General features: G+C 50.5%; 18 protein-coding genes. 3 read left to right on the plus strand and 15 right to left on the minus strand.

Annotated features, from left to right (window positions below):
- Positions 1 to 95: 95 nt before the first annotated feature.
- Both groL and P1U47_RS14295 read right to left on the minus strand, forming a co-directional pair.
- Positions 96 to 1,730 (minus strand): chaperonin GroEL, encoded by a 1,635-nt coding sequence (groL, locus tag P1U47_RS14290; protein ID WP_301029848.1) that lies wholly within the window; start codon positions 1,728 to 1,730, stop codon positions 96 to 98.
- A complete protein-coding gene (locus tag P1U47_RS14295; protein ID WP_301029851.1) occupies positions 1,727 to 2,041 on the minus strand; it encodes a co-chaperone GroES in 315 nt (104 codons plus the stop codon). The genes groL and P1U47_RS14295 overlap by 4 nt, the downstream gene beginning before the upstream one ends.
- Positions 2,042 to 2,270: 229 nt before the next feature.
- On the opposite strand from P1U47_RS14295, the gene P1U47_RS14300 reads away from it, so the two are divergent.
- Positions 2,271 to 2,867 carry a hypothetical protein gene (locus tag P1U47_RS14300; protein ID WP_301029853.1) on the plus strand — a complete coding sequence of 199 codons (597 nt, stop codon included), beginning with the start codon at positions 2,271 to 2,273 and terminating at the stop codon, positions 2,865 to 2,867.
- A gap of 52 nt (positions 2,868 to 2,919) precedes the next feature.
- Here the strand turns inward: P1U47_RS14300 and P1U47_RS14305 are convergent, their stop codons facing one another.
- From P1U47_RS14305 to P1U47_RS14335, 7 genes are all read right to left on the minus strand, one after another.
- Positions 2,920 to 4,575, minus strand: a complete 1,656-nt coding sequence (locus tag P1U47_RS14305) for an MFS transporter (protein WP_301029855.1) — start codon at positions 4,573 to 4,575, stop codon at positions 2,920 to 2,922.
- 303 nt (positions 4,576 to 4,878) lie between these two features.
- Complete coding sequence (locus P1U47_RS14310; protein WP_301029856.1) at positions 4,879 to 7,272, minus strand: TonB-dependent receptor; 2,394 nt, start codon at positions 7,270 to 7,272, stop codon at positions 4,879 to 4,881.
- 251 nt (positions 7,273 to 7,523) lie between these two features.
- Positions 7,524 to 8,318, minus strand: coding sequence for an enoyl-CoA hydratase-related protein (locus P1U47_RS14315; protein WP_301029857.1), 795 nt, complete (start codon positions 8,316 to 8,318; stop codon positions 7,524 to 7,526).
- A gap of 6 nt (positions 8,319 to 8,324) precedes the next feature.
- Entirely contained in the window at positions 8,325 to 9,392 is a 1,068-nt protein-coding gene (locus P1U47_RS14320) for a 2Fe-2S iron-sulfur cluster binding domain-containing protein (protein WP_301029859.1), read from the minus strand.
- Between the two features lie 26 nt (positions 9,393 to 9,418).
- The gene (locus P1U47_RS14325) at positions 9,419 to 10,540 is read right to left on the minus strand and encodes a fatty acid desaturase (protein ID WP_301029861.1); all 1,122 of its coding nucleotides are present in this window, start codon (positions 10,538 to 10,540) and stop codon (positions 9,419 to 9,421) included.
- 185 nt (positions 10,541 to 10,725) lie between these two features.
- Complete coding sequence (locus tag P1U47_RS14330) at positions 10,726 to 13,419, minus strand: LuxR C-terminal-related transcriptional regulator (protein ID WP_301029863.1); 2,694 nt, start codon at positions 13,417 to 13,419, stop codon at positions 10,726 to 10,728.
- 136 nt (positions 13,420 to 13,555) lie between these two features.
- Complete coding sequence (locus P1U47_RS14335; protein WP_301029865.1) at positions 13,556 to 13,912, minus strand: hypothetical protein; 357 nt, start codon at positions 13,910 to 13,912, stop codon at positions 13,556 to 13,558.
- Between the two features lie 304 nt (positions 13,913 to 14,216).
- On the opposite strand from P1U47_RS14335, the gene P1U47_RS14340 reads away from it, so the two are divergent.
- Positions 14,217 to 14,777, plus strand: coding sequence for a hypothetical protein (locus P1U47_RS14340; protein ID WP_301029867.1), 561 nt, complete (start codon positions 14,217 to 14,219; stop codon positions 14,775 to 14,777).
- Between the two features lie 133 nt (positions 14,778 to 14,910).
- Here P1U47_RS14340 and P1U47_RS14345 read toward each other — a convergent pair whose 3' ends face one another.
- The 6 genes from P1U47_RS14345 to P1U47_RS14370 form a co-directional block, all read right to left on the minus strand.
- Positions 14,911 to 15,660 carry a hypothetical protein gene (locus P1U47_RS14345; protein WP_301029868.1) on the minus strand — a complete coding sequence of 250 codons (750 nt, stop codon included), beginning with the start codon at positions 15,658 to 15,660 and terminating at the stop codon, positions 14,911 to 14,913.
- 66 nt (positions 15,661 to 15,726) lie between these two features.
- Positions 15,727 to 16,653 (minus strand): hypothetical protein, encoded by a 927-nt coding sequence (locus P1U47_RS14350; RefSeq protein WP_301029870.1) that lies wholly within the window; start codon positions 16,651 to 16,653, stop codon positions 15,727 to 15,729.
- Positions 16,654 to 16,667: 14 nt separating this feature from the next.
- Positions 16,668 to 17,216 (minus strand): hypothetical protein, encoded by a 549-nt coding sequence (locus P1U47_RS14355; protein ID WP_301029872.1) that lies wholly within the window; start codon positions 17,214 to 17,216, stop codon positions 16,668 to 16,670.
- Between the two features lie 2 nt (positions 17,217 to 17,218).
- Positions 17,219 to 18,433: a phosphotransferase family protein gene (locus P1U47_RS14360; RefSeq protein WP_301029873.1), complete on the minus strand. Its 1,215-nt coding sequence runs from the start codon at positions 18,431 to 18,433 to the stop codon at positions 17,219 to 17,221.
- Between the two features lie 377 nt (positions 18,434 to 18,810).
- A complete protein-coding gene (locus tag P1U47_RS14365) occupies positions 18,811 to 20,205 on the minus strand; it encodes a wax ester/triacylglycerol synthase family O-acyltransferase (RefSeq protein ID WP_301029875.1) in 1,395 nt (464 codons plus the stop codon).
- Positions 20,206 to 20,344: 139 nt separating this feature from the next.
- A complete protein-coding gene (locus tag P1U47_RS14370; RefSeq protein WP_301029876.1) occupies positions 20,345 to 21,790 on the minus strand; it encodes an HAD-IB family hydrolase in 1,446 nt (481 codons plus the stop codon).
- 114 nt (positions 21,791 to 21,904) lie between these two features.
- Between P1U47_RS14370 and P1U47_RS14375 the strand changes: the two genes are divergently transcribed.
- Positions 21,905 to 22,786 carry a LysR family transcriptional regulator gene (locus P1U47_RS14375; protein ID WP_301029877.1) on the plus strand — a complete coding sequence of 294 codons (882 nt, stop codon included), beginning with the start codon at positions 21,905 to 21,907 and terminating at the stop codon, positions 22,784 to 22,786.
- Positions 22,787 to 22,828: the final 42 nt, after the last annotated feature.

Here is a 22,828-nt window from a genome sequence, read left to right on the forward strand (position 1 = left end):
AGCCAGTTTAACAGTAAGACAGTGGGAATACTTGACGGCCAATATATTTTCAAAAGACGAAAAGCACAGGGGGTATTCACCCCCTGTGCAGCGGCTTAGCCGAAATCAGGCATTTGCGGATGCGCAGCGCCGTCCTTTTTATCGGCGGGCTGGTCTGCAATCATCGCGTCGGTAGTGAGCATTAAGCCCGCAATCGACGCCGCGTTTTGCAATGCCGTGCGGGTGACCTTGGTGGGGTCAATAATGCCAAACGCCAACATATCGCCGTAATCGCCGTTTTGAGCGTTGTAACCAAAAGACGTGCTCTCATTGCCGCGAATTTTATCCAGTACGACACTGGCTTCTACGCCGGCATTGTTGACGATCTGCCGGAAGGGTTCTTCCATCGCCCGTAAGGCGATTTTAACCCCCACCTGCTGATCTGCGTTGGCGGCCTTCACACCCGCCTTGCGCAGGGTATCAGCCACTCTTACCAGGCTAACGCCGCCACCGGGCACAATGCCCTCTTCCACCGCCGCGCGAGTGGCGTGAAAAGCGTCATCGACGAGATCCTTCTTCTCCTTCATTTCGACTTCCGTCGCCGCGCCAACCTTGATTACCGCAACACCGCCAGCCAATTTCGCGACGCGCTCTTGGAGTTTTTCACGGTCGTAGTCTGAATTGGTATTGTCAATTTCGGCGCGAATCTGCGCTACCCGCGCGTCGATACCGCCGCGCTTGCCGTAGCCGTCGACCACGGTGGTATTGTCTTTATCAATCACCACCCGCTTGGCGCTGCCCAGCTGCTCTAGGCTGACGTGTTCAAGGTCTAGCCCAACTTCCTCTGCAATCACGGTTGCGCCCGTTAAAATGGCGATATCTTGCAGCATTGCCTTGCGCCGGTCGCCAAAGCCTGGCGCCTTAACGGCCGCCACTTTGAGAATACCGCGCAAGTTGTTCACCACCAGTGTCGCAAGGGCTTCACCCTCAATGTCCTCGGCAATCAACAATAGTGGGCGCCCTGCCTTTGCCACGGCTTCGAGGGTTGGCAGCAGCTCGCGAATATTGCTGATTTTTTTGTCTACCAACAACAGATAGGGGTTGTCGAGTTCGACCTGCATTTTCTCTTGGTTGGTGATGAAATAAGGCGAGAGGTAGCCACGGTCAAACTGCATGCCCTCAACCACTTCCAGTTCGTTTTGGAGTGATTTGCCTTCCTCAACAGTGACCACCCCGTCGCGACCGACCTTGTCCATGGCCTGGGCGAGAATTTCGCCAATGTCGGTATTCCAGTTCGCCGATACCGTGGCAACCTGACCGATGGCCTTGTTGTCGTCGCAGGGCTTAGACATTTTACTAAGTTCGCTAGTGGCGTCGGCCACGGCGGCGTCAATGCCGCGTTTTAAATCCATAGGATTCATACCAGCGGCAATGGCTTTGTGGCCTTCCCGCAGGATCGCTTGCGCAAGTACAGTGGCCGTCGTTGTACCGTCACCGGCAACATCGGCGGTTTTCGACGCGACTTCCTTCACCATTTGCGCGCCCATGTTTTCGAACTTGTCTTGCAGTTCAATTTCTTTGGCGACCGAAACGCCGTCTTTGGTGATGCGCGGTGCGCCAAAACTCTTGTCGAGTACAACGTTGCGGCCTTTGGGGCCGAGGGTGACTTTGACTGCATCAGCGAGAATATTCACGCCATTCAACATGCGCTCACGGGCATCGTCTGAGAATTTAACGACTTTCGCACTCATGCTGCTTTCTCCTGTATTTCTGCTTGTTCAACAAGGGCAAAAATTTCATTTTCTTTGATGATCAGATAGGTCTCGCCGTCAATTTTTACCTCGCTTCCGGCGTACTGGCCAAACAGTATCCGGTCGCCCACCTTGACCGCCAACGGCCGCTGCTGACCATTCTCTAATATGGCGCCAGCCCCTACCGCTACCACTTCGCCCTGGGTGGGTTTTTCTGCTGACTTATCTGGAATGACAATACCGCCTTTGCTTTTGGTTTCTGCGGCAAGCCGTTTTACGAGTACCCGATCATAAAGAGGCTTGATACTCATGAATTAATCCTCCAACAAAAAAATGACACGCGTATATCTCATTTCCCTAGCGGGAATGAAGGAAGCGCTTATTCACTCACCACTCCCTTCTGAATTCCAAAATGGGATCCCTTAGCGATTTTTCAAGTCGGTTTTTTTATATCTTTTTTTTATAAATTCAGGTGTTTTTTATAATTGGATTTTTTGATTATATAGCTATAGAAAAGCATCGCAGATGTTGGAGTAAAGCATGGCAAATGACCCTAGCCTATCCCTTAATAGCAAGCTGGCCGACTATTTCCACCTAAGGTTACAAGAGCTTGGGCAACAGCAATCTGCGCCACCTCAAGACGACACGCTCTGGTATATAGGTGATATGTTGGCGCGCTTTGGTGACAGCGATCAGTTATTTAGCTACGAGTACGGCCGCATGGGTTTACGCCCCCTCGCCTTACTTTATAAAGATGCCCATGAAACCAGTAACCTTCGCGAACGCGGCTTAATTCTTCGGCAACTTGGCGATATGGCGCTGTTTGTGGGCGCCTTGTTTCCGGAAAACTACCAGCGCCGAGGCATTAAGAAAGATTATTTTGTGGGGATGGGCGGCGGCGCGTACAGTTATCTTTCTGAAACAGAATTGAAAAACCGTCACATATTTGCTGAGCTAGCAACAAGTTTTACCCTAATACTCGAATTGATCGCACAAGCCTGTGAGAAACAAACCGCCTTCGATCACGGCGATGTATTGACCCTGTACCAGCGCTGGCAAAAAACTCGTGAGCCGAGAGTCGCAGCGCAGTTACGCGCCTTGGGCATCGCGATACCAGATAGCAATTTTTTACACTAGGGCCAAAATCGGAATCTAAAAATAAGCCCCGCCCAATTGCTCGTAATAGCAGCTAGCTTTCTATATGCAGTGCCTCGTCGCCGCGATCTGGGGCTTCATCGCTCCAGCGCACCGAGCCCGCCGGCCGGTCTAGCCAGCGCCGCACTTTAATAGGCTCAATGCCAATATGCATTCTGGCCGCTTCACGATGGAGTTTGCTGTCTTCAACCGTGCGCCGCTCGCGCAAGCGTAGGTAGTCGTGCCAGGTTGGGCAGCTAAAGCGCTCTAGCCAGCGTTCTGGATCGGCAATATCGCGAGATATCGACCAGCCGTAGGCGCCATTGCGGGAGCGAACTTGCTGCTGCTGGCGCATGAGATTGTAAAAATCACGAGCCTTGTCTTCGGGAATAAGATATTGCAGTTCAATACTAATTGGGCCGCTGCGGCCGCTAATGCCCAATTTAACATCGGGATCGTCGGCAAGCTGCTCGTCGAGTTCGGTAGTTTCGCTGCGGTCGGCGACCGGCAAGAAATACCCCAACACCAGCGACAGCGTAAGGCCTGCCGCTGCAAGCTCTAGCGCCAAAACAAGGCCGTAATCTCTGGCAACCAGCCCCCACAGCCACGACCCTACCGCCACACCAAGGGTAAACGAAGCACTGCAGGTGGCAATGGCACGCCCCGTTACCCAACGAGGTACCAGCAACTGCACTAATACACTGATGCTGGTGGTAATCATCATCCACCCCATACCCGCGAACATGAGTAGCATTAGATCGAGGAGCAAACTCCTGCTAAACGCCAAGCCAACTAGGCTCGCAGCAATAACCAAACAACATAGGCGCAAGGTATTTTCATTGCCTATTTTTATTCGCAGGGGGTGCAGCACAAAGATACCGCACACCGCGCCAATACCAAAAGCACCCAGCAACAAGCCAAAGGTTCCCGCATTACCCACCAACAGCTCGCGTGCAATAAGCGGCATGAGTGACGGCAGCGCAGCGCCCAGCAAGCAAATAATAAATGCCCTACCCATTGCGCGGCGCACCGGCTGCATATTTAAGACATAACGCACCCCAGAGTTAATAGAGCGCAATAGTCGCTCTGGCGGCAGCCGTGATGTTTCTGGCTCTCGCCGCCAGCGCCGCAGTGACTCCAACATGGGTAAAAACGAAATTGCGTTAATCGCAAACGCCGCAGTTACGCCAAAGGCAACCACGATCAAGCCACCAATGGCCGGCCCGACGCTGCGCGCTAGGTTAAAACTAATATTGTTAAGCGCTACGGCTTGGGCAAGCATCCCTTTTGGCACTTGCTCGGCAATGGATGCACCCCGCGCGGGTGCAGACAGTGCATTGCCGGTACCCACCAAAAAACACAAGCCCAGCAAAACCCACGGGGTAATAAGCCCCAGTATCGACACCAGTGTCATTACAACCGCGGCGACCAGCGACAGAAAAAAGAACAGCAGCTGCACTTTGCGCCGATCATAGATATCGGCAATCGCGCCAGCGGGAAGTGCAAATAAGGCCATGGGTAAAAAAGTGGCGGTTTGCACCAGTGCCACATGATCGGCGCTTGAAATACTGGTCATTATCCACGCGGCGGCAACACTCTGAATGAGGCCGCCGGTATTTGACACCGTATTGCTCAGCCACATATTTCGAAATGGGGTTTGCGTGAGCGGCGAAAATATACCTTTGTTATTGTCGTTTTTCGACGCTGTCATCGTACCCTCGGTCGCCAGTGACTGTGCTGAAAAGCCCGCAGCTATTTTGATCGCCACCGCGCCTGAAAGCCAGACCCTATTTTACCGCGGCAACGAAACGGGTATTGCCAGCCTACACTAAGTACACCGCCTAATAACCCGACGCGCGCCCATTGCGCTAACAAACGTGGCTTGCCGCGAGTGTATTGTCCATATTGCTTAGCAATGGCAAATCGCTCCCCCCTCTTTATTGCGGGCAAAAAAAAGCCCAAAACCGTTTTACCGATTCTGGGCACAAAAGCAATTAGCTAGGTTTGCAGTGGTTTAGAACTCAAGTTTAAGTTTTGCGCCATACAGTTTGGGGGCGCCATAGTTTGCTTGTATACCGTAGTCGTTCTCGAGCAACTGAACAAAATAGAGTTCATCTTTCGCGTTACTCACGTATCCGGTCAAGGTTAGGCCCAAGGGCTCGTAGATCCAAGATATGCGACCACCCCAAAGCTCATACTGCGGTTGCAGTGCATTGGGATTGCCCGACGACGTAAGATAAAATTCACTCTTATAGGCGTAATCAATACCAATTTCTATATCACCAAAGGCACCAAACTGCAGGAACTGGTTAATAGAAACGTTTGAGCTAAAGCGCGGCGTGCGCGCTACGCGATTGCCAGTGAAATCACGGCCAGGAAGCTGGGTTAGCGCGCCAGGGCCGTAAGTTAAGCCGGTGTTTTCGTCAAAGCCAGAGCCATCTTTATAATCTGTGTAAATCGCGTCGATATAGGAAGCGCCGGTATTAATTGCCAGGCCTGGGTTCAAGTTAGCCATGGGTTGCCACAGTGCTTCTAACTCTACACCTTCGGTTTGCGACTCGCCGGCATTAAAGAATCGCACCACACCGCCCGATGTTAGCGACACTATCGACGCTATTGGACGGTCTGTTGTGGACTGAAAGATGGCGCCATTGAATCGCAGCGTGTCATCAAATAGATCTGATTTAAAGCCGAGTTCAAATGCCGTTGTTGTAGATTTGTCTACCGCGTCAGGTGCCGAGAAGAAGTTTAGAATATTATAGGTCTGACTTTTAAATGCGCGCGAAGCCGATGCAAACACCTGCACAGAATCGCTGGCAAACCACTGCAATGCAAATCGAGGAGCAATTGATTCATCACTGATATCTGGAACAGAGAAATTCGCTACATTGATATTCTGGCTACGATCATCGCCTTTAAAATATTCAATATTGTTTTGTCTATTAACCAGCGGGTCTACAACGTCTAGGTAATTTCTTACCAAACCGCGGGTTTCTTCTTGGTAGCGCACACCCACTGTTGCGGTTACATTTTCTGTGAGACGGTAATCTCCCTGGGCGTAGATCGAGTCAGACTCGATGGTGATGTTACCACCTGACTCCAAGGTAATTGGTAGACCAGTAATAGGATGGAGAATATCCGTTACGATATCTGGCAGTGCATCCAGAATACTGCCTATTCCGGTTTCACCCGATATTTCAAAGAAAATTCGATCAAAGCCACCACCCGCTTCCAAGTGATATAAACCCGCAACCCACGTTAAGTCTTCCGAAAGCCATGTTTCTTCGTTGGAGCTTATTTGTAGTTCAAAGGTTTCTTGGAATGTTGGCTCATCGTAAGTATGAAAACTGGTGCGTTCAAACTCGGTGCCGTCATAATCGGTGTGGGCGCCAAGATCATTTTGAACATTAGATTTTTGATCTGAATACACAAACTTCAAGTCGACCGGCCCAGCCGCCCACTCGGCAATAAAGCCCAGCAGATCACTTTCGCTAGAGACAAATCCTGTCACATTATTTTTTGAAATGCGGTCAGGTTCATCGGGAACAGAGCCTATTGCTAAGCCTAATGGCTTAATATTTTCATTACGCAATGACTCCGCAATAACCTGCTCGGACTCTTGGTAAATGCCCGTTAATGTAATTGACTCACCCAAAAAATATCGGATCTTTACGCGCAGGCTTTTGGAGTAGTCGTCTAAGGCCTCGGTTTCTGTGCCAAAAAGCATATTCTTTCCGTACGGTTCGCGCTTGTCATCGTAATAAGATACGGACGCCGCCAAATCTTCGGTTAACGCCGCTGCGCCGTAAAATAGAATATGTTCAGCTTCGTAATTACCTTTATTGTAGGTAAGCTCGGCGCGATAGCCTTCGGTAGGCAAAGACTTAGAGATAATACTAATGGCACCGCCGGTCGCCGAACGACCAAACAGTGTTCCCTGCGGTCCCTTAAGTACCTCTATACGTTCAACCGGACCAATAGCGTCTTGCTTGCCGTGTGAGCCCGCAATATTAATATTGTCGATATAAGTAGCAACACTGGGTTCTGAGTTGGGAAGGAATGCCTCACTACCTACGCCTCGCAAATAGATAAGCGTGTAACCATATTGTTCTGTGAAGGTGAGTCCCGGCGTTATTTTTTGCAAATCTGCGGTGTCTTCAATACCAAAGGCTTCTAACTTTTCGCCACCTATCGCCGCCATGGTGATGGGTACATCTTGCGAATTCTCTTCTCGTTTCTGGGCGGTAACTACGACCTCTTCTAATAGTCGGTTGGTTCTTTTCTTCGCTACTGGGGCATCTTGTGCTTCTACAGAAAATGCTAACAAGGGACTACTTACCACCAATATTCGCGCCGACGTTTTAACGATAGCGCCGAATCGACTTGGCCCGTTCAATGCTCTTATCACCTCAAGTACTCCCATACCGAATTTTTATTTGCTGTATTGTCTATTCAGCGACGCCACTATACCCAAACCCTAAGTTTGGTTTTTACCCAAGCCTAGAATACTGAGTAGTAGAGCAACGCTTAGCTCACCTTGAAATTGAATAATGAATCGGCGTGTATTCTGGGATAGCAATATAATTATGTAGTGTTACTACGCCAGAAATATCTTTATATAACAAGCCACTAGCACCCGTGATAAATAGCTTCTTAATACTAGCGGCCGGTGAATTTAGCCATTTCGCGCTTGATAAAGGCGCTCACACCAATTTTGAAATCTGCTGTTTTCGTCGCCGCGCAAAACGCGGCGCGCTCGGCATGGAGTTGCTCCTGAAGACTGTTAGTACGTCCCTCTCGAACCAACTTTTTATATTGGCTATACGCTAGGGTCGGCCCCGCCGCGATTTTGGCTGCCAACTTGTCTGTTTCAATTTGCAAATCATTAGCAGACACCAGCTTATTCACCAACCCGTACTGCAACGCCTCTTCGGCAGACCAGGTTTCACCTAGGTACATTAAGGCTGCAGCGCGACGCTCACCCAATAGCCGCGGTAAAAAATAGCTTCCGCCGCAATCTGGCGGTGCGCCAATTTTGTCGTAGGCGAGCATAAACCGCGTTTCGGTGGCGGCAATGCTTAAGTCTGCCGCCGCCATTAGGCTGATACCCGCGCCGGCCACCGCGCCGTGTACACTGGCCAATACTGGAGCGGGATGATGTTGAAAAGTCATCACCACCGGTTCTAGGGCATCGAGAAGTTGCTTAACGGTGCTATCCGCCGTATCGAAGTCGCTGGCAAACCCAGCCAAATCACCACCCGCCATAAAAGCGCGGCCCGCGCCCCGCACAATAATGCAACGCAAATCTGGTCGTGCAGCTAACTTGGCGGCAACGGATTGCATAGCCTCTGCTGTTGCTACATCTAAGGCATTTAAAACCGCGGGGCGATTCACCGTCATAGTCGCAATTAACCGCGTTTCATCTATCTCTAAGGTCGCTAGTTCCATTGCCATACCACCTCAGCCTGTGGGCATAAATTTATCGGCGTGAATTCGCTCGGGGTTCATACCCATTGCAATCAATTTGGCCTCAACGGCATTCACCATCGGCAAGCCGCCACACACAAACGCCGCGACGCTAGAAAAATCCACACCTAATTGCTCATTGATTGGCGCCGTCACCAAGCCCCTAGCGCCCTGCCATGTCGAGTTTTCTGGCTCGTGAGATACAATGGGGATGATACGCACCCTGCCAGGAAAACGGGTTTGCAGCGCTGCCAATTTATCCATGGCGAATAATTCATTCGCGAATTTAACGCCGAAGATCACTACAAATTTGGCATGAGCTGAACTTGATAAGCGCTGTTCTAAAATAGACAATACCGGCGCAAGGCCTGTGCCACCGGCCACACATATGCCAGAGGTATCGGCGTCATCAATACCCATTACACCGTAGGGGCCATGCAACCACATCTTTAGGCCTGTACGGTCTTCCTTAAACAGCCATTCAGAAAACTGCCCACCTGGTAGCCGCTTTATTAAAAAGCCCACTTCGGTGGCGCCAACGCCAGCTTCTGCAGGGGGCGCATCGCTAAAGCTAAAACAGCGACGCACAAAGGACCCAGATTCGGCGAGAAAGCCATATTGGCCAGCTTCGTATTGAAACGGCGTTTCTAGGGCAATTCTAAGTTCTATTACTTCGCCTGGTAGCCGCTTCCATAGCGATATTCGGCCAGCGACTTGTTGCTCTGGCACCACGTGGTGCTGGCCCAATTTAATCTCGATATTTATATTGCCGCGCACTTTGCCTTGGCAGGCCAAGAAATAGCCACTTTCGATTTCGGCATTGGTCAACGGCGACAGCGCAAGATCGACCATTGGCGTTACTTTTCCAGAAATCAATTTGGTCTTGCACTGACCACAAACTCCAACGCGGCAATTGTGGGGATAGTCTATGCCTTGATCTAGCGCGGCCTTAAGTAGCATGTCATTTCGGTTTACCGAGAAGCCGTCTTTATTTGAGTCACCAACTGACACGGAGCAAATTTGCTCGGCAGCTAAATTGCGCTGCGCGCGTACATCATTCATTACTTCTACCTCGTTCAAGCGCACTACTAAGCAAGCGCCATTGCACCTGAATTTAAATTAGATGAGTCGTTATTTAACTCGTCCCAACCCGCGCGCGTGTTCTCCCTCGCGGCAATTTCTCGCTCTTGGGCGTTGGCGTAGTGGTCATCCCAATCTTTTAATAGAGGCTTCATCGCCATCATGAATAATGGCGGAATAAACGCCATAATCACGCACAAAATAAAGGGCGGTTGCTTGGGGCCAATTTCATCTGGCGCCAACTCGTAGAACGGCTTATAGCTGTCGTCGTGATGACCTGCGTGGTTGGTAATTTCCAAGGCCAAAATTCGGGTAAATGGCGTTAGGTGATTCCATGTGTGATGCTTTTTAAAACGGCCGGGCGTTGCCGAAACCAATCCGTAATGATTGCAGTAGTTAAATACTTCCAACTGCATACGAGGGCCGAGAATCAGTGTTGCGCAGGCCAGCCCGCCACCCACCAAACCACCAACGGAAAACAGCACGGCAAGAAACAGCGAGAAGTACGCAACTTTAAATACCCAGGCATTGCGAAGGTCGTACCACTTGCGGCCGCGCTTGGTCCACATCATTTTTTCAAGGTGGTAGGACTCTTTCCACTGGCCCGGAAAAGTACGAGTGAAATGGCCGTAAACGGTGTCGCCGCGGCGGGCGTAGTCTGGGTCAGTGGGGGTGGCGGTATGCATATGATGAGTCACCACATGGGTGATCTCCCGCCAGGGGTCAAACACTAGGCACTGACCAATCCGCCCTAAGGTTCGCAGCGCTAGGCCTTCGCGGTGAAACAGTTCATGCACTGGCGGCGCGCCAATAACAAAGCCAATCATAACGGTGCCTAAAAACGCGCCGGTCTGCGCTGCGCCGCCAACAAAATGGCCGTTGCCAGCAAGGTAAGCGTAAAAGAATATATTGGCAAAACACGCTAATACTGTGCAGGTAATTACCGCGTCGTAAATCCACGGATATCGCGTGTCGCGGATATGATGGCTGGGCTTAAGAAAGGCATCAAAACACAGTATCCACATAAGTACGGCGAAGCCGACCCACGCGTAGGCACCACCAAGCGCCATACCCCACGCATGTAATACGAGGATAAACGGTGAAAGTAAGTACTTTATATAGTCGGTCATGGCTAATTTCCTGTTGTCATTTTCCGGAGGTAACAACCGGTAAAAACGTTACAGTGATAGCTTGAACGAAGTTGGGAACAGCCGCCCCATCCCTAAGTTTGGCAATCCAAAATGCCTGCGCTCAGAGAGCTAGCGCCAGAGCCCTGTTACAAGACTGTGCTTATTTATTTTAAACCCTTTTAAATTCAGTGCGATATAAGACTAAAGCTGCGCGCTTTTGAAATTGCAGAGGAGCGATTGGCAACCCCCAATTTATTGTAGAGGTTGTATAAATGCCATTTTACAGTGGCAACAGAAACATAGAGGCGGTCGGCAAGTTGCTGATTGGTTAAGCCAGCATCGATCAGGTGCAGTAGCTCTAGCTCACGTGGGGTGAGCGCTTCCAGCAGTTTTGGCTCTGCATCTAGACCATCAAGTTGCTCGAGCACCGCAATATTGGCAATGGGCAGGCTTTGGCATATTTCAGTAAAAAATTCTTTTTCTTTTGCGTCGGCAAAACCCCAGCTTTTGGGCTTGGTTTCATTTACCAAGCCAGCAATAAGGTCGGTCCGATCCCGAAATGGCCGAATATACCGCCGCTTTGCCGCGTAGCTTATGGCGCGAATAAAATGGCGCGGCGCGTTTTCTGGGTTGGTACCACGCATTGCACAGGTCATTTGCTGCAGCGATAGCTCCACAAGATGACCACCGCGACCCTGTGCTTTTGCAAGCTCAATTGCCTTGGTAATTCTGGCCTCGGCCTGCGCGAAGCGACCCTGGGCGAGATCTAGGTCGGCGAGGGTTTGATCTATTAAAAAATTAGTTATTGCGCAATGCTTTTCACTAATAGCATCGGCAGTTAAGCCCATGCGTCTAGCCTCCTCTAGTGCGCCGTCGAGGCGTCCTAATCGAAGTAAGCGCTGCACGATAAAACAAGACAGCATTATCGACAGCCGCCACGGAAAGCCTGAGGCAATGTCCCTAAGCTTGGAGATTGAAATACCTTCGCCCAGCGGCGACGCCCAAAGTTTTACGGCGCAATTGAGGGCGTGCGCGGCGGTGTCTAGCAAACCGTGACTCTGCAATCGATCCATACTGGCGCGCAATAAGTCTGCGGCCTCGGCGTCGCGGCCAGTCTCAACCGCGGTTAACGCTGCCCACGCCGATATGGTGCTGGTCATGCCAGAATAGTCGCCAGCAAAACTCGCAATGCGCGCTATGGTCTCGCCTGCCTTGTCATAGCTATGGCCAAAGTCACCTTCGTAGATACCCACGTGAGCCGATAGCACAGCGACCCACGCCGCGCCGTAGGCGCTATTTGCCTGACCAATGCTGTTTTGTGCATCGCCAAAATATTCTCTGGCACGCAGAAAATTAAACTGGTTGCTAAAGTGTATACCCACCGCGCAAGATACGGTTGCCACATCAAAGGGGTCGTCATCTTGCTTCGCCGCCAACCATTCCATACCCATGTGCTCTACCGCCGAAAAATCGTCGGTATAGGTTGCACAGGTAATGCGAATAACCTCAACGCGGCGGCGCATTTCCGACTCTGCGCCACTGGCGTTAGTTTCTAAGCGCGCCGATAGGCGGTCTAATTGCCTTGCGGCATAATCGTAACGACGATGAAAAACCAAGGCCCAAACATACCAATAATCTGTTTCTAAGCCGGGTTCGGTGCCCGCGGCAAGAATCCGCTCAACCCAATTGATGTATTTGCTGAGATCGCCGCGGTCGCGCACAAAATTCTGCGCTACACGCTCTAAACACTCTACCGCCACCTTGCTGTCGCCCGCTTCCAAAGCGTAGTCGATTGCCTCGGTCCAGCGGCCGCGCTCCTCAAACCAATACGAGGCTCTCAGTAATAATTCGCCGCGTTTAGTATCGCTAATGTGCTGGTTGGCTTGGCCGAGCAAATACTCTCTGAAAAGCGAATGAAGCCGGTATTCGTCGCGGTTTCTGCTCAGGGGAATAATAAATAAATTATCGCTGATCATGCGCTTTACATACGCTTCAGCGGTGCTATTAGAGGTTAGATATTGACACAGCGAAACGGTAAAACTCTTAACCAGCGAAATACTAAATAAAAATTCGCGGAAGGACGGTTCAAAGCCGCTAATCAATTGATCGTTTAGCATTTGCGCAAGATCGACATCGGCGCCGGTAAACACCTGTAGCAGCGCTGAAGGGTCGTCGGCCTTGCCCAGAATTATTTGCATTAAGCGCAGCGCCGCCGGCCAGCCCTCGCTAATTTGTAGGGCCCGGTCAATATCTTCGGTGCTTAGCCTGCTATTCAATTTATCGGTAAACATGGCGCGAACACCGTCGGTGTCCAGCATGAGTTCTTCAAATCCGTACTTGCTCACCATGCCTTCTAGCATCGGCCTATAAAGATTAATACTCGGCTGCCGCGTCGCCGCTAATAATAAGTAAAACTTGTTGCCGGTTCTTGATATGAGAATCTCAATTAGCGAACTGAGCGTTTCATCGTGACACGCATCCAGATTGTCGATAAACAAAAAGACGGGGTCGTCGGTACCAGAAAATAGCGTGGTAACGCGCTCAAGGCGCTGCTCAATAGGGTCGTCGCTTCGATGTACATCTTCGCTACGAAAATAGCTTTCGCCAAGTGGCGCCAAAAAATATTCTAGCCGCGCCAATACACGCTCTGCACTGTCGTCATAATCGGATAGGCAAACCCAGTAACTGCTTGCGCCATTACTGACTGCAAAGCTGTATAACGCGCTCATTAAAACGGTTTTGCCATAACCCGTGGGCGCAATAATTTGCGACACCTTGGTTGGCGGAAGGCCCAATTCAGTGAGCTTTTGGTAAGCTTTTGTGCGCACGAGCGGAAACGCAAAACTCGGTGGCTCATGACGCTGCAGGGAGTGTCGCATAGTTTTTTTACTTATTAGCGGGCAGAAAACAATAACATGAACACTTAGATGCTCGCCAGAGACGATATCTTAAGAAGCCTGCAGCAACTTCGCACCAAGCTTCTATATTAAAAACCAGTGCGCTGTGCGCTAGGGATTATCCCACCATAAAGGCAGGAAAATACAAGAAGCTTAGCCCGATCACCGCGAGCATACCATGCCCCGCATACGTCCAAATTGGCGCCTTCTTTGGGAATAAAACACGGAAGAAAATCAAACCGCCGATGAGGCCTAGGGAAAAAATACCTAACGACCACCACGCGTAACTTCCGCCCTCGTCGCCAAACCGTAAATTAACCACAAAGAAAGCCGCTAGCCCAAATAGTGCTGCCATACCATGAACCGCACCAAGCCATGTAGGTAGGGAAACTTTAAGCGTTCGCATTACCGCAATCGACAGTCCGGCAAGGGATATGCTTGCAAAATAGAGAAATAAATAGAAATACGGAGCCATTTGAAAACCACTATTATTGAATATTAGGCGGATAGTCTAACACTCTTTAACGGCACAACCCCAACCAAAGGTTTGGCTCGCTAATCACGCCTACCCAAACTTCACTCGCCTAGTAGCCGCGCCGCGGTAGCTTAGAGGCCATGCTGCGATCTTATGAAATGTGACGCGGTCCTCATGTTTGCCAAACTTTGGTTTGGTGCCCCCAGGCCCAACAAGACGCACACTGGCTTGGCTAAAAAACCAACACCTATTGTTATAACCATAAGAATCGCTAGATGGGTTTACTGAATCCAAGGAATACACTATGACTAAACGAAGTCTTCCAGCCCTAACCTTGGGTGCAAGTATGCTGTTAAGCGTTTCTGCTGCGCAGGCACAGTCGATGGCATTTGCAAACCTAGGTTTAGTAAATGGCTTGCCTAGCTTATTGGGCACGCTTTCGTCCAGTGGTGGGCAAAGTTTAGGTCCTCTTACCGGCGGCATGTACGCTTTAAACAGCGTACTACCTGCCTTGAATGACCTAACAGTCCTTGTTCCAACATCACTTGGCGGCACAGAAATTATCTTTGGATTTGTGCCCTCTGCGGAAATTCTCCTCACTAATCCCGTCGGCATTTTACAATTTGTTTCAGATGGCGGAAGCATTCTTTCATCTACACTGGGGCCGGTACCCGCGATACCACTTATATCTCAACCTTTAGCGTTAGGCGAATTGGGGGGGCTTGGAGGTTTTGGGCTGCCAGGCTTAGACAGCCTAGCCCTACCAGCAAATATTTTGCCGCTAGACCTACTTAATCCGACTAGTATCATAGATCAAGTTTTAGGGATTGTGTCCGGATTGGCGTCAGCGGTTCCACCATTGTAGGCACACTTGGAAGCACGCGTTATTTTAATCAAGCCCTTCACTTTCGCTCATATCGTGATGACGGGCAAGTGCAACCATTAAGACCCATTTCGTCATTGCGAGCCGCCGCGGCTCGCTTTTTTAATATTTCCGCTTAAATCGCTCGGTGCATTTGGGCGACTGGCACTTGCGCAAGCTGCCGCTTTTTCTCGGTGCTCGCCGCTTTAAGGGTAATCACGCTCATCGTAATGATCCAACCAAAAAACACAAACCACACAAACCAGAACGAGATCGCGCCGTCATAGGCAAACGGGCCGGTATAAAAGAACTCAACAAGCCCTGCGGGAACAATCAGAAGCGCTGTCCATAAATTTAAAAAGCCCACCCAACGTGGAAAAATAGGGACGGGGTTTTTGTCGCCAAGTATCGCCACGGCGATTAGCACCATAAATATTGCAAAGGGCGGCCAGCTTAGAATAAAAACAAACCACACGTAGTCATTGGCTAGCTGTAAAAAGGCAGGATCAAGCGACTCGGGTCTAAACGCCAAGGCCGCCCACGTAATTGGCATAAGTAGAAAAAACACATAGCCGCCACCGGCGTTGGCAATAGCGGTATAGCTCAATACCGGCATGCCCCGCTCCATTTTTTTCATAAAAAAGATAATGGACATTGACCAAGTGAGGTAGAAGGTAAAGCCAACGCACTCGATTAAAGTACCCAAGCGGATGGCCATTTTGCGGTCGATGTAGATTTGCGCGATTTCGTCGGCGCTTAATGCCGGCGATGGCGGCGGAATAAAGCCCATCAACCAGCCTTGCGCAACAATTAAAGAGATGACCAACACAATACCCGACCACGCCATTAAACTGACCACGCGCGTGTTCATATACTCGTCTTGCATAACATCTTTTCCTTATCAGTATTATTCGATTTTTTGCTAAGCAATGGGATGATAGCGGAATTTTCCTTAACCGTATTTACCAACGTAATCCCGCGCAAAGTTAAAGTAGTCGCGATTCCAACAAAATTCACACCAGCCTACTCCTTGTTCGCCGTCTACGTCTAAGCGCAGCGCCGCTTCGTTGAGGTACACCATGGGGTCAAATTCTAGCTGAATATCGGCAAACGCATTGGCACTTATATTGGCGACCCGCCCCGCTTGGTCCACAACGTGGATCTGCAGCGAACGCTGCATCATGTGCTCGTCGTAGCAAAAATCACACTCTAGCGTAGCTAGGTGTTCCATCTGGCCATCGCGCCACAGGAAGCCTCGCAATTGGCGACGGCCAAACGATTCCATCTCAAAGAAGTGTACCGAGCAGTTGTTGGTCACAGCATGGAACCACTTATAGTGCTGGTTTAGTCCCCATATCCGCGGCCCCCATGAGTGGTCGCGAATCAAGAACCCGTTGGCGGCCATTTCATGACCATCCACCACCAAGTTTCCGCTAATGCGGCCGTGTTGCTCCGTTCGATTATTGCCAAAATACGGAGGATTTCCGGCTGGGTGCAAACTAAAGGCATAGGGCGGGTGCAGCGCCTCAAATTTAGCGCGGAACTGAAAGCGTTCGCCCATCCATGCTAATTCCACTGACTGATAAGGCTCGCCTACCGCCATGTGCAATGGCCCTAGCTGCAAGTTATCAAAGTTGGCTGCTGGGGAAATCTGGCTCGCCACCTGCTCGTGAATATCGCCGTCTATACCGGGTCCGATCAGGGTAGCGAGAACTTTGGCCTGACCATCACTCAATACCGCCGGATAAATAAAGCCGGCAATTCCCAGCTCTGGAAACATGAGCATATGCGCCATCGACTCGCGTCCGCCGTCGTGCAATTTATGCCGAAATGCATGCTCAGTGGGGAAAGCCCGTGCGTCATCCGTAAGCGTAGCCATTATTTTCTCCTTGTTTATATTTGTGCGCTGCTGGCCAGTAACGATTCTATACTGGGCACGGCGTCAGGCTCGGGCTCCCAGCCCTGCAATACGACCAGGGCGCGGTCGCGAAGTAGTTGTTGTTTAGAGTATTCAAGTACTGCTTGCTCAATGCGCAGCGTCGTTTCTGGTGCCGCGGTCTGCCCAGCTTCGCGAACCATGGCGCCGATCATGTAACGGCAATCGCGCACTGTGTCACATAGTTCTGCCGGATCAATACGGCTGCCCTCCAAAGCAACATTGGCATCGTTGAGTTGGGTTTGGAACTGACACCGCAGCGTTGCTAAGCTGGCATCTTGACTAGCTAAACTGTGTAATTTGCTCATTAACGCTACTGACCGCGCCAGTTCATCGCGATCAAATTGGTACTGTAGCGGCGCTTGATGCTGCATTAAGCGCAACATGCCAAGTACCAGCTGGGCCTGCTCCACGGCAAGGCTATTACTGGGATCAATGGCGGGAATGACCACATCCAACATTGCTTTGCTCATGCTTTTCAGTTGAACATCTGTGCGTAGTTGCATGCTTAAGCCTCCTCTTCAAGCTGGACGCGCATTTGATCTAAGATCATGGAACCCAAGCCCATCAACCAGCTAATCAATACGTCTTGGTGGGTTTTACCATTTGACGCAACACGATAACCGCTGCCAATAAGTAAAATGGCTAGGCTGTAATTATTATAAATTTTATACCACTGTAGCGATTTGACATTTACGCTAAAGCCCGAGGCGCGTTCGTAGGCGTCGAGAAACTCGGCCTCTGGCAACATGCCACAAACGAGTACAGTTTTACCATCGCTATCAAGATTGGCGAAGGCGCGGCTGGTGGTCCACGCTAGGTCTTGATGTCGATCACCAATGCGGCCCAACTCCCAGTCTAACCACGCGGTGATTTTAGCGTCGTGTTCAGTGAATAAGAAATTGCCCAGCCGGTAATCGGAATGAACAATGACCGGCGCTTGTAATTCGGGCATATTGCGTCGCAACCAATTGGCGGCAACCCGCAACAGGGGAATATCTTCATCGCTGTCTTCTTCCCAAACCCGCTCCCACCAATCCAATCCCCAAGCGGCGCACTGTGTGCCACTATTTGGAATATCAAAGGCGCTGAGCTCGGCCTTGCGCCAGTCGTGGCTATGAATTGCAGCTAAGTGACTGGTAAATTGCGGTGCGAGTATTCGGCGTAATTCTGGGGTTAACTGCGTGCCGGCACCCGAGACGTTACTGGCCGCATTGGAAGGCTTGGTCACCCCAGTGGCAAAACTACATATTAATGCGGGGTATGGCAGGAACTCGCCGCCCTCATCGCACCAGAACACGGTGGGAACTGGCACCACGCCAGCCATCGCTTTAATCAATTGAAACTCTCTTAAACGACTCGTTTCAACGATGGATTCTGCCGGTTCCATGCGCAAGACCATTGCCGTAGATTCTCGCCCCACTTCGGGTCGGTCCCAGCTCAGGGTAAACGCCATTTGCAATTTTGAGGCGCCACCAGACAACCAGCGCGCCTCACTAATAACAAAATCTGATCCAATTTTGCTGTGCAGTAAGCTGCTTACCCCATGGGTGAGTTGCGCCAATGTTACGGGGCTGTAGCCTGGGCCGGCGCGACGCGCCAACTTGCGGCTTAGCAGCTGATCTATTGACGACTCCACGGTATAGCGGCGACGCAGCTCCGCGATCCACTCCGCAGACGGGTGGTTTTTATCTGGCCGATTTAAACGATTTTTTATTGTCATATTGCCGATCTTCCTTGCCAGCGAAACGGTCTAGAGAATTACCACTTAGCGACTAGTTTTTTCCTAGGGAAAATGCAAACAGCTAAGCGCAACGCCAAACCTGCAAAAAAGTATGTAAGAGACTGACGTCAATATCTGCCAGTGCTAGCGATTTGAACAGCTCAATACTTGTGGGCATGGTGGTCGACATTTGCGCGTCCTCTTAATACCGTATTTTATCTTTATAGTTACGGCTTAGGGTAATGCGAGAGGCGACAAAATAACCTGCACTAAAGTACGGCCTTAGCCGTATTTCATATGCAGCGACGCGAACAATTACAACTTTTAAAGAAATGTGTTTTTTTGATTCAGCGCCGCCGCGTTTATTCCGCTAGTGCTTAGTTCCGCCTACTTGCCAGCGCGTGCTGATACTCAGCAAAGGATGCCTGAATACAGCTCATAAAAAATGCAATATCGGGAAGAATGTTTTCTGTTGAAATCACATTGAAATACAAGTTGCCATTATAACTAGGGGTAGCAATAAAGAGTCCCATGCCTTCGCCAAGCGGAGGCAGCCCAAACAGACTTTCCAGTTGATGACCCGCAAAGGTAATCGGCTGGGCCGGGCCGGGCACATTGGATACAAATAAATTACATGCCGAGGCCACCGCCGAGGTCGCATTAAGTGCTCGAGCAAATAGGTACTGCTCAGCCGCAGGCAAACATTTTGTAAGATCCATAAGCAGGCCAGCGCCCGCTTTTTCTGCCTTGCCGCGCTGGGTTGCCGCATGGATTTTGGCGAGCCGCGCGGCAGGGTCGGCAATGTTGGTATAAATAGGCGCGGTGAACGCACTTATGCTATTGCCACTATCCGTGTTATCCGTACCACTTGTGGTGCGTGCATTGACCGGCACCCACGCCACCAAGGACTCGGGCGGTAGGTCTGCATGGTGCGCCAAATAGTGCCGCAACCCCCCGGCGCAAATCGCCAATACCACGTCATTTACTGTTGCACCGCGGTGAAGTGCTCGCAGCGCATTTAATGCGCTAAACTCTACACGGGTCACATCAAATATTTTCTCGCCTTTAACACTCGCGTTAAATCGGCATGCTGGCACAATCTTGCGCTCAGAGGGTTTGGTATTGAGGTAGTGCTTAGCAGACTCGCTAATGGCTGAGCGACTGTTATACAGAGAGCCGCCAAATTTCAGTGAGTAGCGAAGGCGATTCGTAGTCGCCTTTAACGCCATTGTTTTCCAAGGTAATGCAGCGGCGTTTGGTTGGGCCGGCGCGGGAGATTCTGGGCTCGTCAAATAAGCCAGTAATTTGGTAATACCAATCCCGTCAATGGCCACGTGGTGTACTCGCAGGGCTATTGTAAAACCCTTTCTGTGAGCGCCATTACAGTGAACACCCGTGAATATTGTCACGTCCCATAGCGGCCGCTCCATGTCCATTGGCTGGGAGTGAAGCGCGCTGATCGCCTCTTGAAGTTGTCGCCAGTCACCCGGGTCGCTCAAGGCGTACACCGCAAAGTGCTCCTCGTGATTAAAATCTTTATCATCAACCCAATACGGATAATCCAGCTCAGCGGGAAGACGCATTAATCGCCGGCGATAAATGGAATGGTGCTGTAATTTGTGCTGCAAATAGCCGCACAGCGCAGCGCTGTCTACTTCGCTTGCCGCATCATCTGCCGGCCCATCAAAGTTGAGGAGAACGGTGATATGGTTAAAATTATCGTCGGTTTGGGTGTAGAGAAACTGCGCGTCTAGCGCCGTTAACTGGTCCATGTTGGTTCTCGCTTAATGCAATAAAGATATTCGCGCCGGTGTGCCTGCGGCCAGCAATATAAGGGAGCTGGCCAACCATGACTTGATACCAGCACGGTGTTTTTCTTCTTTGTAAACCGCTACGTTAAACGTATACCATCTAGCTATTAACGACCTTTGTTGCCTCGCCAAGCGTCGATTTATAGAGCGCCTCTATTTTTGCTACGTTCTTGTTCAGATTGGCTTTGGTCCAACGGCTTGTGTCAATCGGTGCCAATATTTCAACCTCTACCGTACCAGGGTAATACAGGCTGTCGCCCTTTGGCGATACATCCATCGCATTGCGAATAACAATGGGCACAATAGGTACGCCCGCCTGCATGGCGAGGTGAAACGCACCCTTTTTAAAGGGCAAGATTTGCTTAGCGTGTGTGCGCGTGCCCTCTGGGGCGATCACCACAGAAATTTTCTCATCTTTAATTCTGTCAACGAGCGGCTGCATAGCTTCAATGGCGCTCTTACTATTGCTGCGGTCGATCAGGACAACGCCGAACATCTCCATTGCCAAACCAATAAGGGGCATTTTCTTAATCTCGGCTTTTCCCACGCCAGAGAAATTTCGACGCAAAATTTTTGCGCATATCAAAACGTCAATATCGCTCTGATGGTTAAAAATAAATACCGCGGGCCGCGCTGCCCACAAATGTTCTTCGCCAACGATATCCAGCTTTAAACCGGCCAGCGCTGCGCCTACATCGGCAAAAAAGGACGCTGAAAAATTTCTCGCCTCTTGCTTTGATCCGGTTAACGCCCATATTGGCAGACCGGCGACAACCGAGCCGGCAAGGCTAAGCTTGGTGGCGATATTACGCACCGCGCCCAGCACTGGGCTGGCTGACCGGCTGCGAAAAGTTTGAGTCGGCCAGCCGCGCTGATCGGCAATAAGCCTGAGCTTTTCGCTTGGATTAAGTGGCCGCGGATTACCCACATATTCAAGCAGCTCTATGTCATCGGTACTGTCGGAGTAAAAATAGCTACGCGCCAAATCGAGACCCTTGGCGGCCGCCAGCTCAAGCGCGGCGTCAACCTTGCCCTGACCAAAGCACAGTGCCCCGCCCAGCTCTCCAGTAAAAATACCGTTTTGGATTTCCATTGTGCTGCACGCCACATTATCAATCCCGAGATATTTAGCACAGGGTTCTACTTGGTAGGGCGTTGCCGAAGATATAATGGCAACGGTATGACCTTTACGCATATGCGCCTCAATTAAGGCGCGGGTTTCTGGAATAATTTTTTTAGCGAGGTCGCGATCGAAGATTTTTTGTGCGACTACAAGATAGTCCTTTTCTTGTAGTCCTTTCATATTGTGGGCGCAAAGCTGCATTAAAGTAGTAAAGTCGGCACTACCCATTCCAAAGCGTGCCATGACCTCAACCGCCGCCAGCATTTCTACTGGTGAGAGATCTCCACGTCGCACTTGCTCCCGAAGAAAACTGAAAACAGAATAACCAGCGATAATAGTACCGTCGAAATCAAACAGCGCTGAGATATGCGGCCCTGCTGGGGAGGCATCGATTTCGGCGGTAATTTTAGAATGCAGTGGCATTGCGCTTATATCCTTATTTATTGTAATCAGGTCAAAAATCCAAGGATATTTGACAACGTAACCATTATTCAGTCCAATACTATTTCTTCTGTAATATTTGGTTTACGTATACCTGTGAATACCAGCAAACTACGCTACATAGTCGCGGTTGATCACTATGGGTCAATGACTGCCGCTGCCGAGGCTATTCACGTTTCTCAGCCAAGCTTAACGAGAACCGTCGCCGAACTTGAAAAGGAGCTGGGCGTGGTGTTGTTTGAACGCAGAGCGCGCGGCGTTATAGCAACACCCCAAGGGCGCTATATTATTGATCGCGCGGCGAGGATACTGGCAGACATCGAACGGCTGAATATGGATGCAAAGGATTACCGAGCCTATCGCGAATCCAATCTGCGACTGTGTATATCACCACCGCCGCTGGTTACCTTAATGAATCCCGCGCTACCGCGACTGCTAGCCGCCTACCCGAAGCTTAGAGCTGATCTCAAATCAGTATCGACAGAGCGCGCGATAAGCCTGTTAAGAACCGGCGATACCGACCTTATTATTGGCCCTACTCGGGTGCTTGAAGAAAGGCGCGAATTTAATATTATTATTTTAAAGCCCTTTGACGTTTGCTGCTTTACTAGGCGTTCGCACCCCTTAGCAAGCAGTAAAACGGTATCGCCACAGCAAATATTGGATTATCCGCTGATACTTCCGGAGCGCGCCGGCTCCTCCCCAGAAATCACCAACCGTTTGTTTGGCGATACAGAAATTCCGGCCGATCACCAACTGCATATTATTGGACACTTTCCATTAGTCTGCGAAGTTGTTGCGGCCACCGACGCTGTAGCCACCGTCGGAGAAGCGTACCGCCACAATAGCGAGTTTTTAAAACGCTTCTCAATTCTACCCATCAACGCCGCGGACAAACTCAGTGTGTGCTGTGCGCACCGCCACGACTTTGAATTATCGGCGCCAGCGGCGGCGTTAGTTAAAATGCTTGCACGCTGAACGGATTTTTAGTGCGCGTTTTATAATAAATTTTTAATTAAA

The sequence above is a fragment of the Zhongshania sp. genome (assembly GCF_029212375.1).
Classification (GTDB): Bacteria; Pseudomonadota; Gammaproteobacteria; order Pseudomonadales; family Spongiibacteraceae; genus Spongiibacter.

Coding starts and splice junctions, on each gene's coding strand:
- groL (WP_301029848.1), bottom strand. CDS start 1,730: ATGAGTGCGAAAGTCGTTAAATTCTCAGACGATGCCCGTGAGCGCATG.
- P1U47_RS14295 (WP_301029851.1), bottom strand. CDS start 2,041: ATGAGTATCAAGCCTCTTTATGATCGGGTACTCGTAAAACGGCTTGCC.
- P1U47_RS14300 (WP_301029853.1), top strand. CDS start 2,271: ATGGCAAATGACCCTAGCCTATCCCTTAATAGCAAGCTGGCCGACTAT.
- P1U47_RS14305 (WP_301029855.1), bottom strand. CDS start 4,575: ATGACAGCGTCGAAAAACGACAATAACAAAGGTATATTTTCGCCGCTC.
- P1U47_RS14315 (WP_301029857.1), bottom strand. CDS start 8,318: ATGGCAATGGAACTAGCGACCTTAGAGATAGATGAAACGCGGTTAATT.
- P1U47_RS14320 (WP_301029859.1), bottom strand. CDS start 9,392: ATGAATGATGTACGCGCGCAGCGCAATTTAGCTGCCGAGCAAATTTGC.
- P1U47_RS14325 (WP_301029861.1), bottom strand. CDS start 10,540: ATGACCGACTATATAAAGTACTTACTTTCACCGTTTATCCTCGTATTA.
- P1U47_RS14330 (WP_301029863.1), bottom strand. CDS start 13,419: ATGCGACACTCCCTGCAGCGTCATGAGCCACCGAGTTTTGCGTTTCCG.
- P1U47_RS14335 (WP_301029865.1), bottom strand. CDS start 13,912: ATGGCTCCGTATTTCTATTTATTTCTCTATTTTGCAAGCATATCCCTT.
- P1U47_RS14340 (WP_301029867.1), top strand. CDS start 14,217: ATGACTAAACGAAGTCTTCCAGCCCTAACCTTGGGTGCAAGTATGCTG.
- P1U47_RS14345 (WP_301029868.1), bottom strand. CDS start 15,660: ATGCAAGACGAGTATATGAACACGCGCGTGGTCAGTTTAATGGCGTGG.
- P1U47_RS14350 (WP_301029870.1), bottom strand. CDS start 16,653: ATGGCTACGCTTACGGATGACGCACGGGCTTTCCCCACTGAGCATGCA.
- P1U47_RS14355 (WP_301029872.1), bottom strand. CDS start 17,216: ATGCAACTACGCACAGATGTTCAACTGAAAAGCATGAGCAAAGCAATG.
- P1U47_RS14360 (WP_301029873.1), bottom strand. CDS start 18,433: ATGACAATAAAAAATCGTTTAAATCGGCCAGATAAAAACCACCCGTCT.
- P1U47_RS14365 (WP_301029875.1), bottom strand. CDS start 20,205: ATGGACCAGTTAACGGCGCTAGACGCGCAGTTTCTCTACACCCAAACC.
- P1U47_RS14370 (WP_301029876.1), bottom strand. CDS start 21,790: ATGCCACTGCATTCTAAAATTACCGCCGAAATCGATGCCTCCCCAGCA.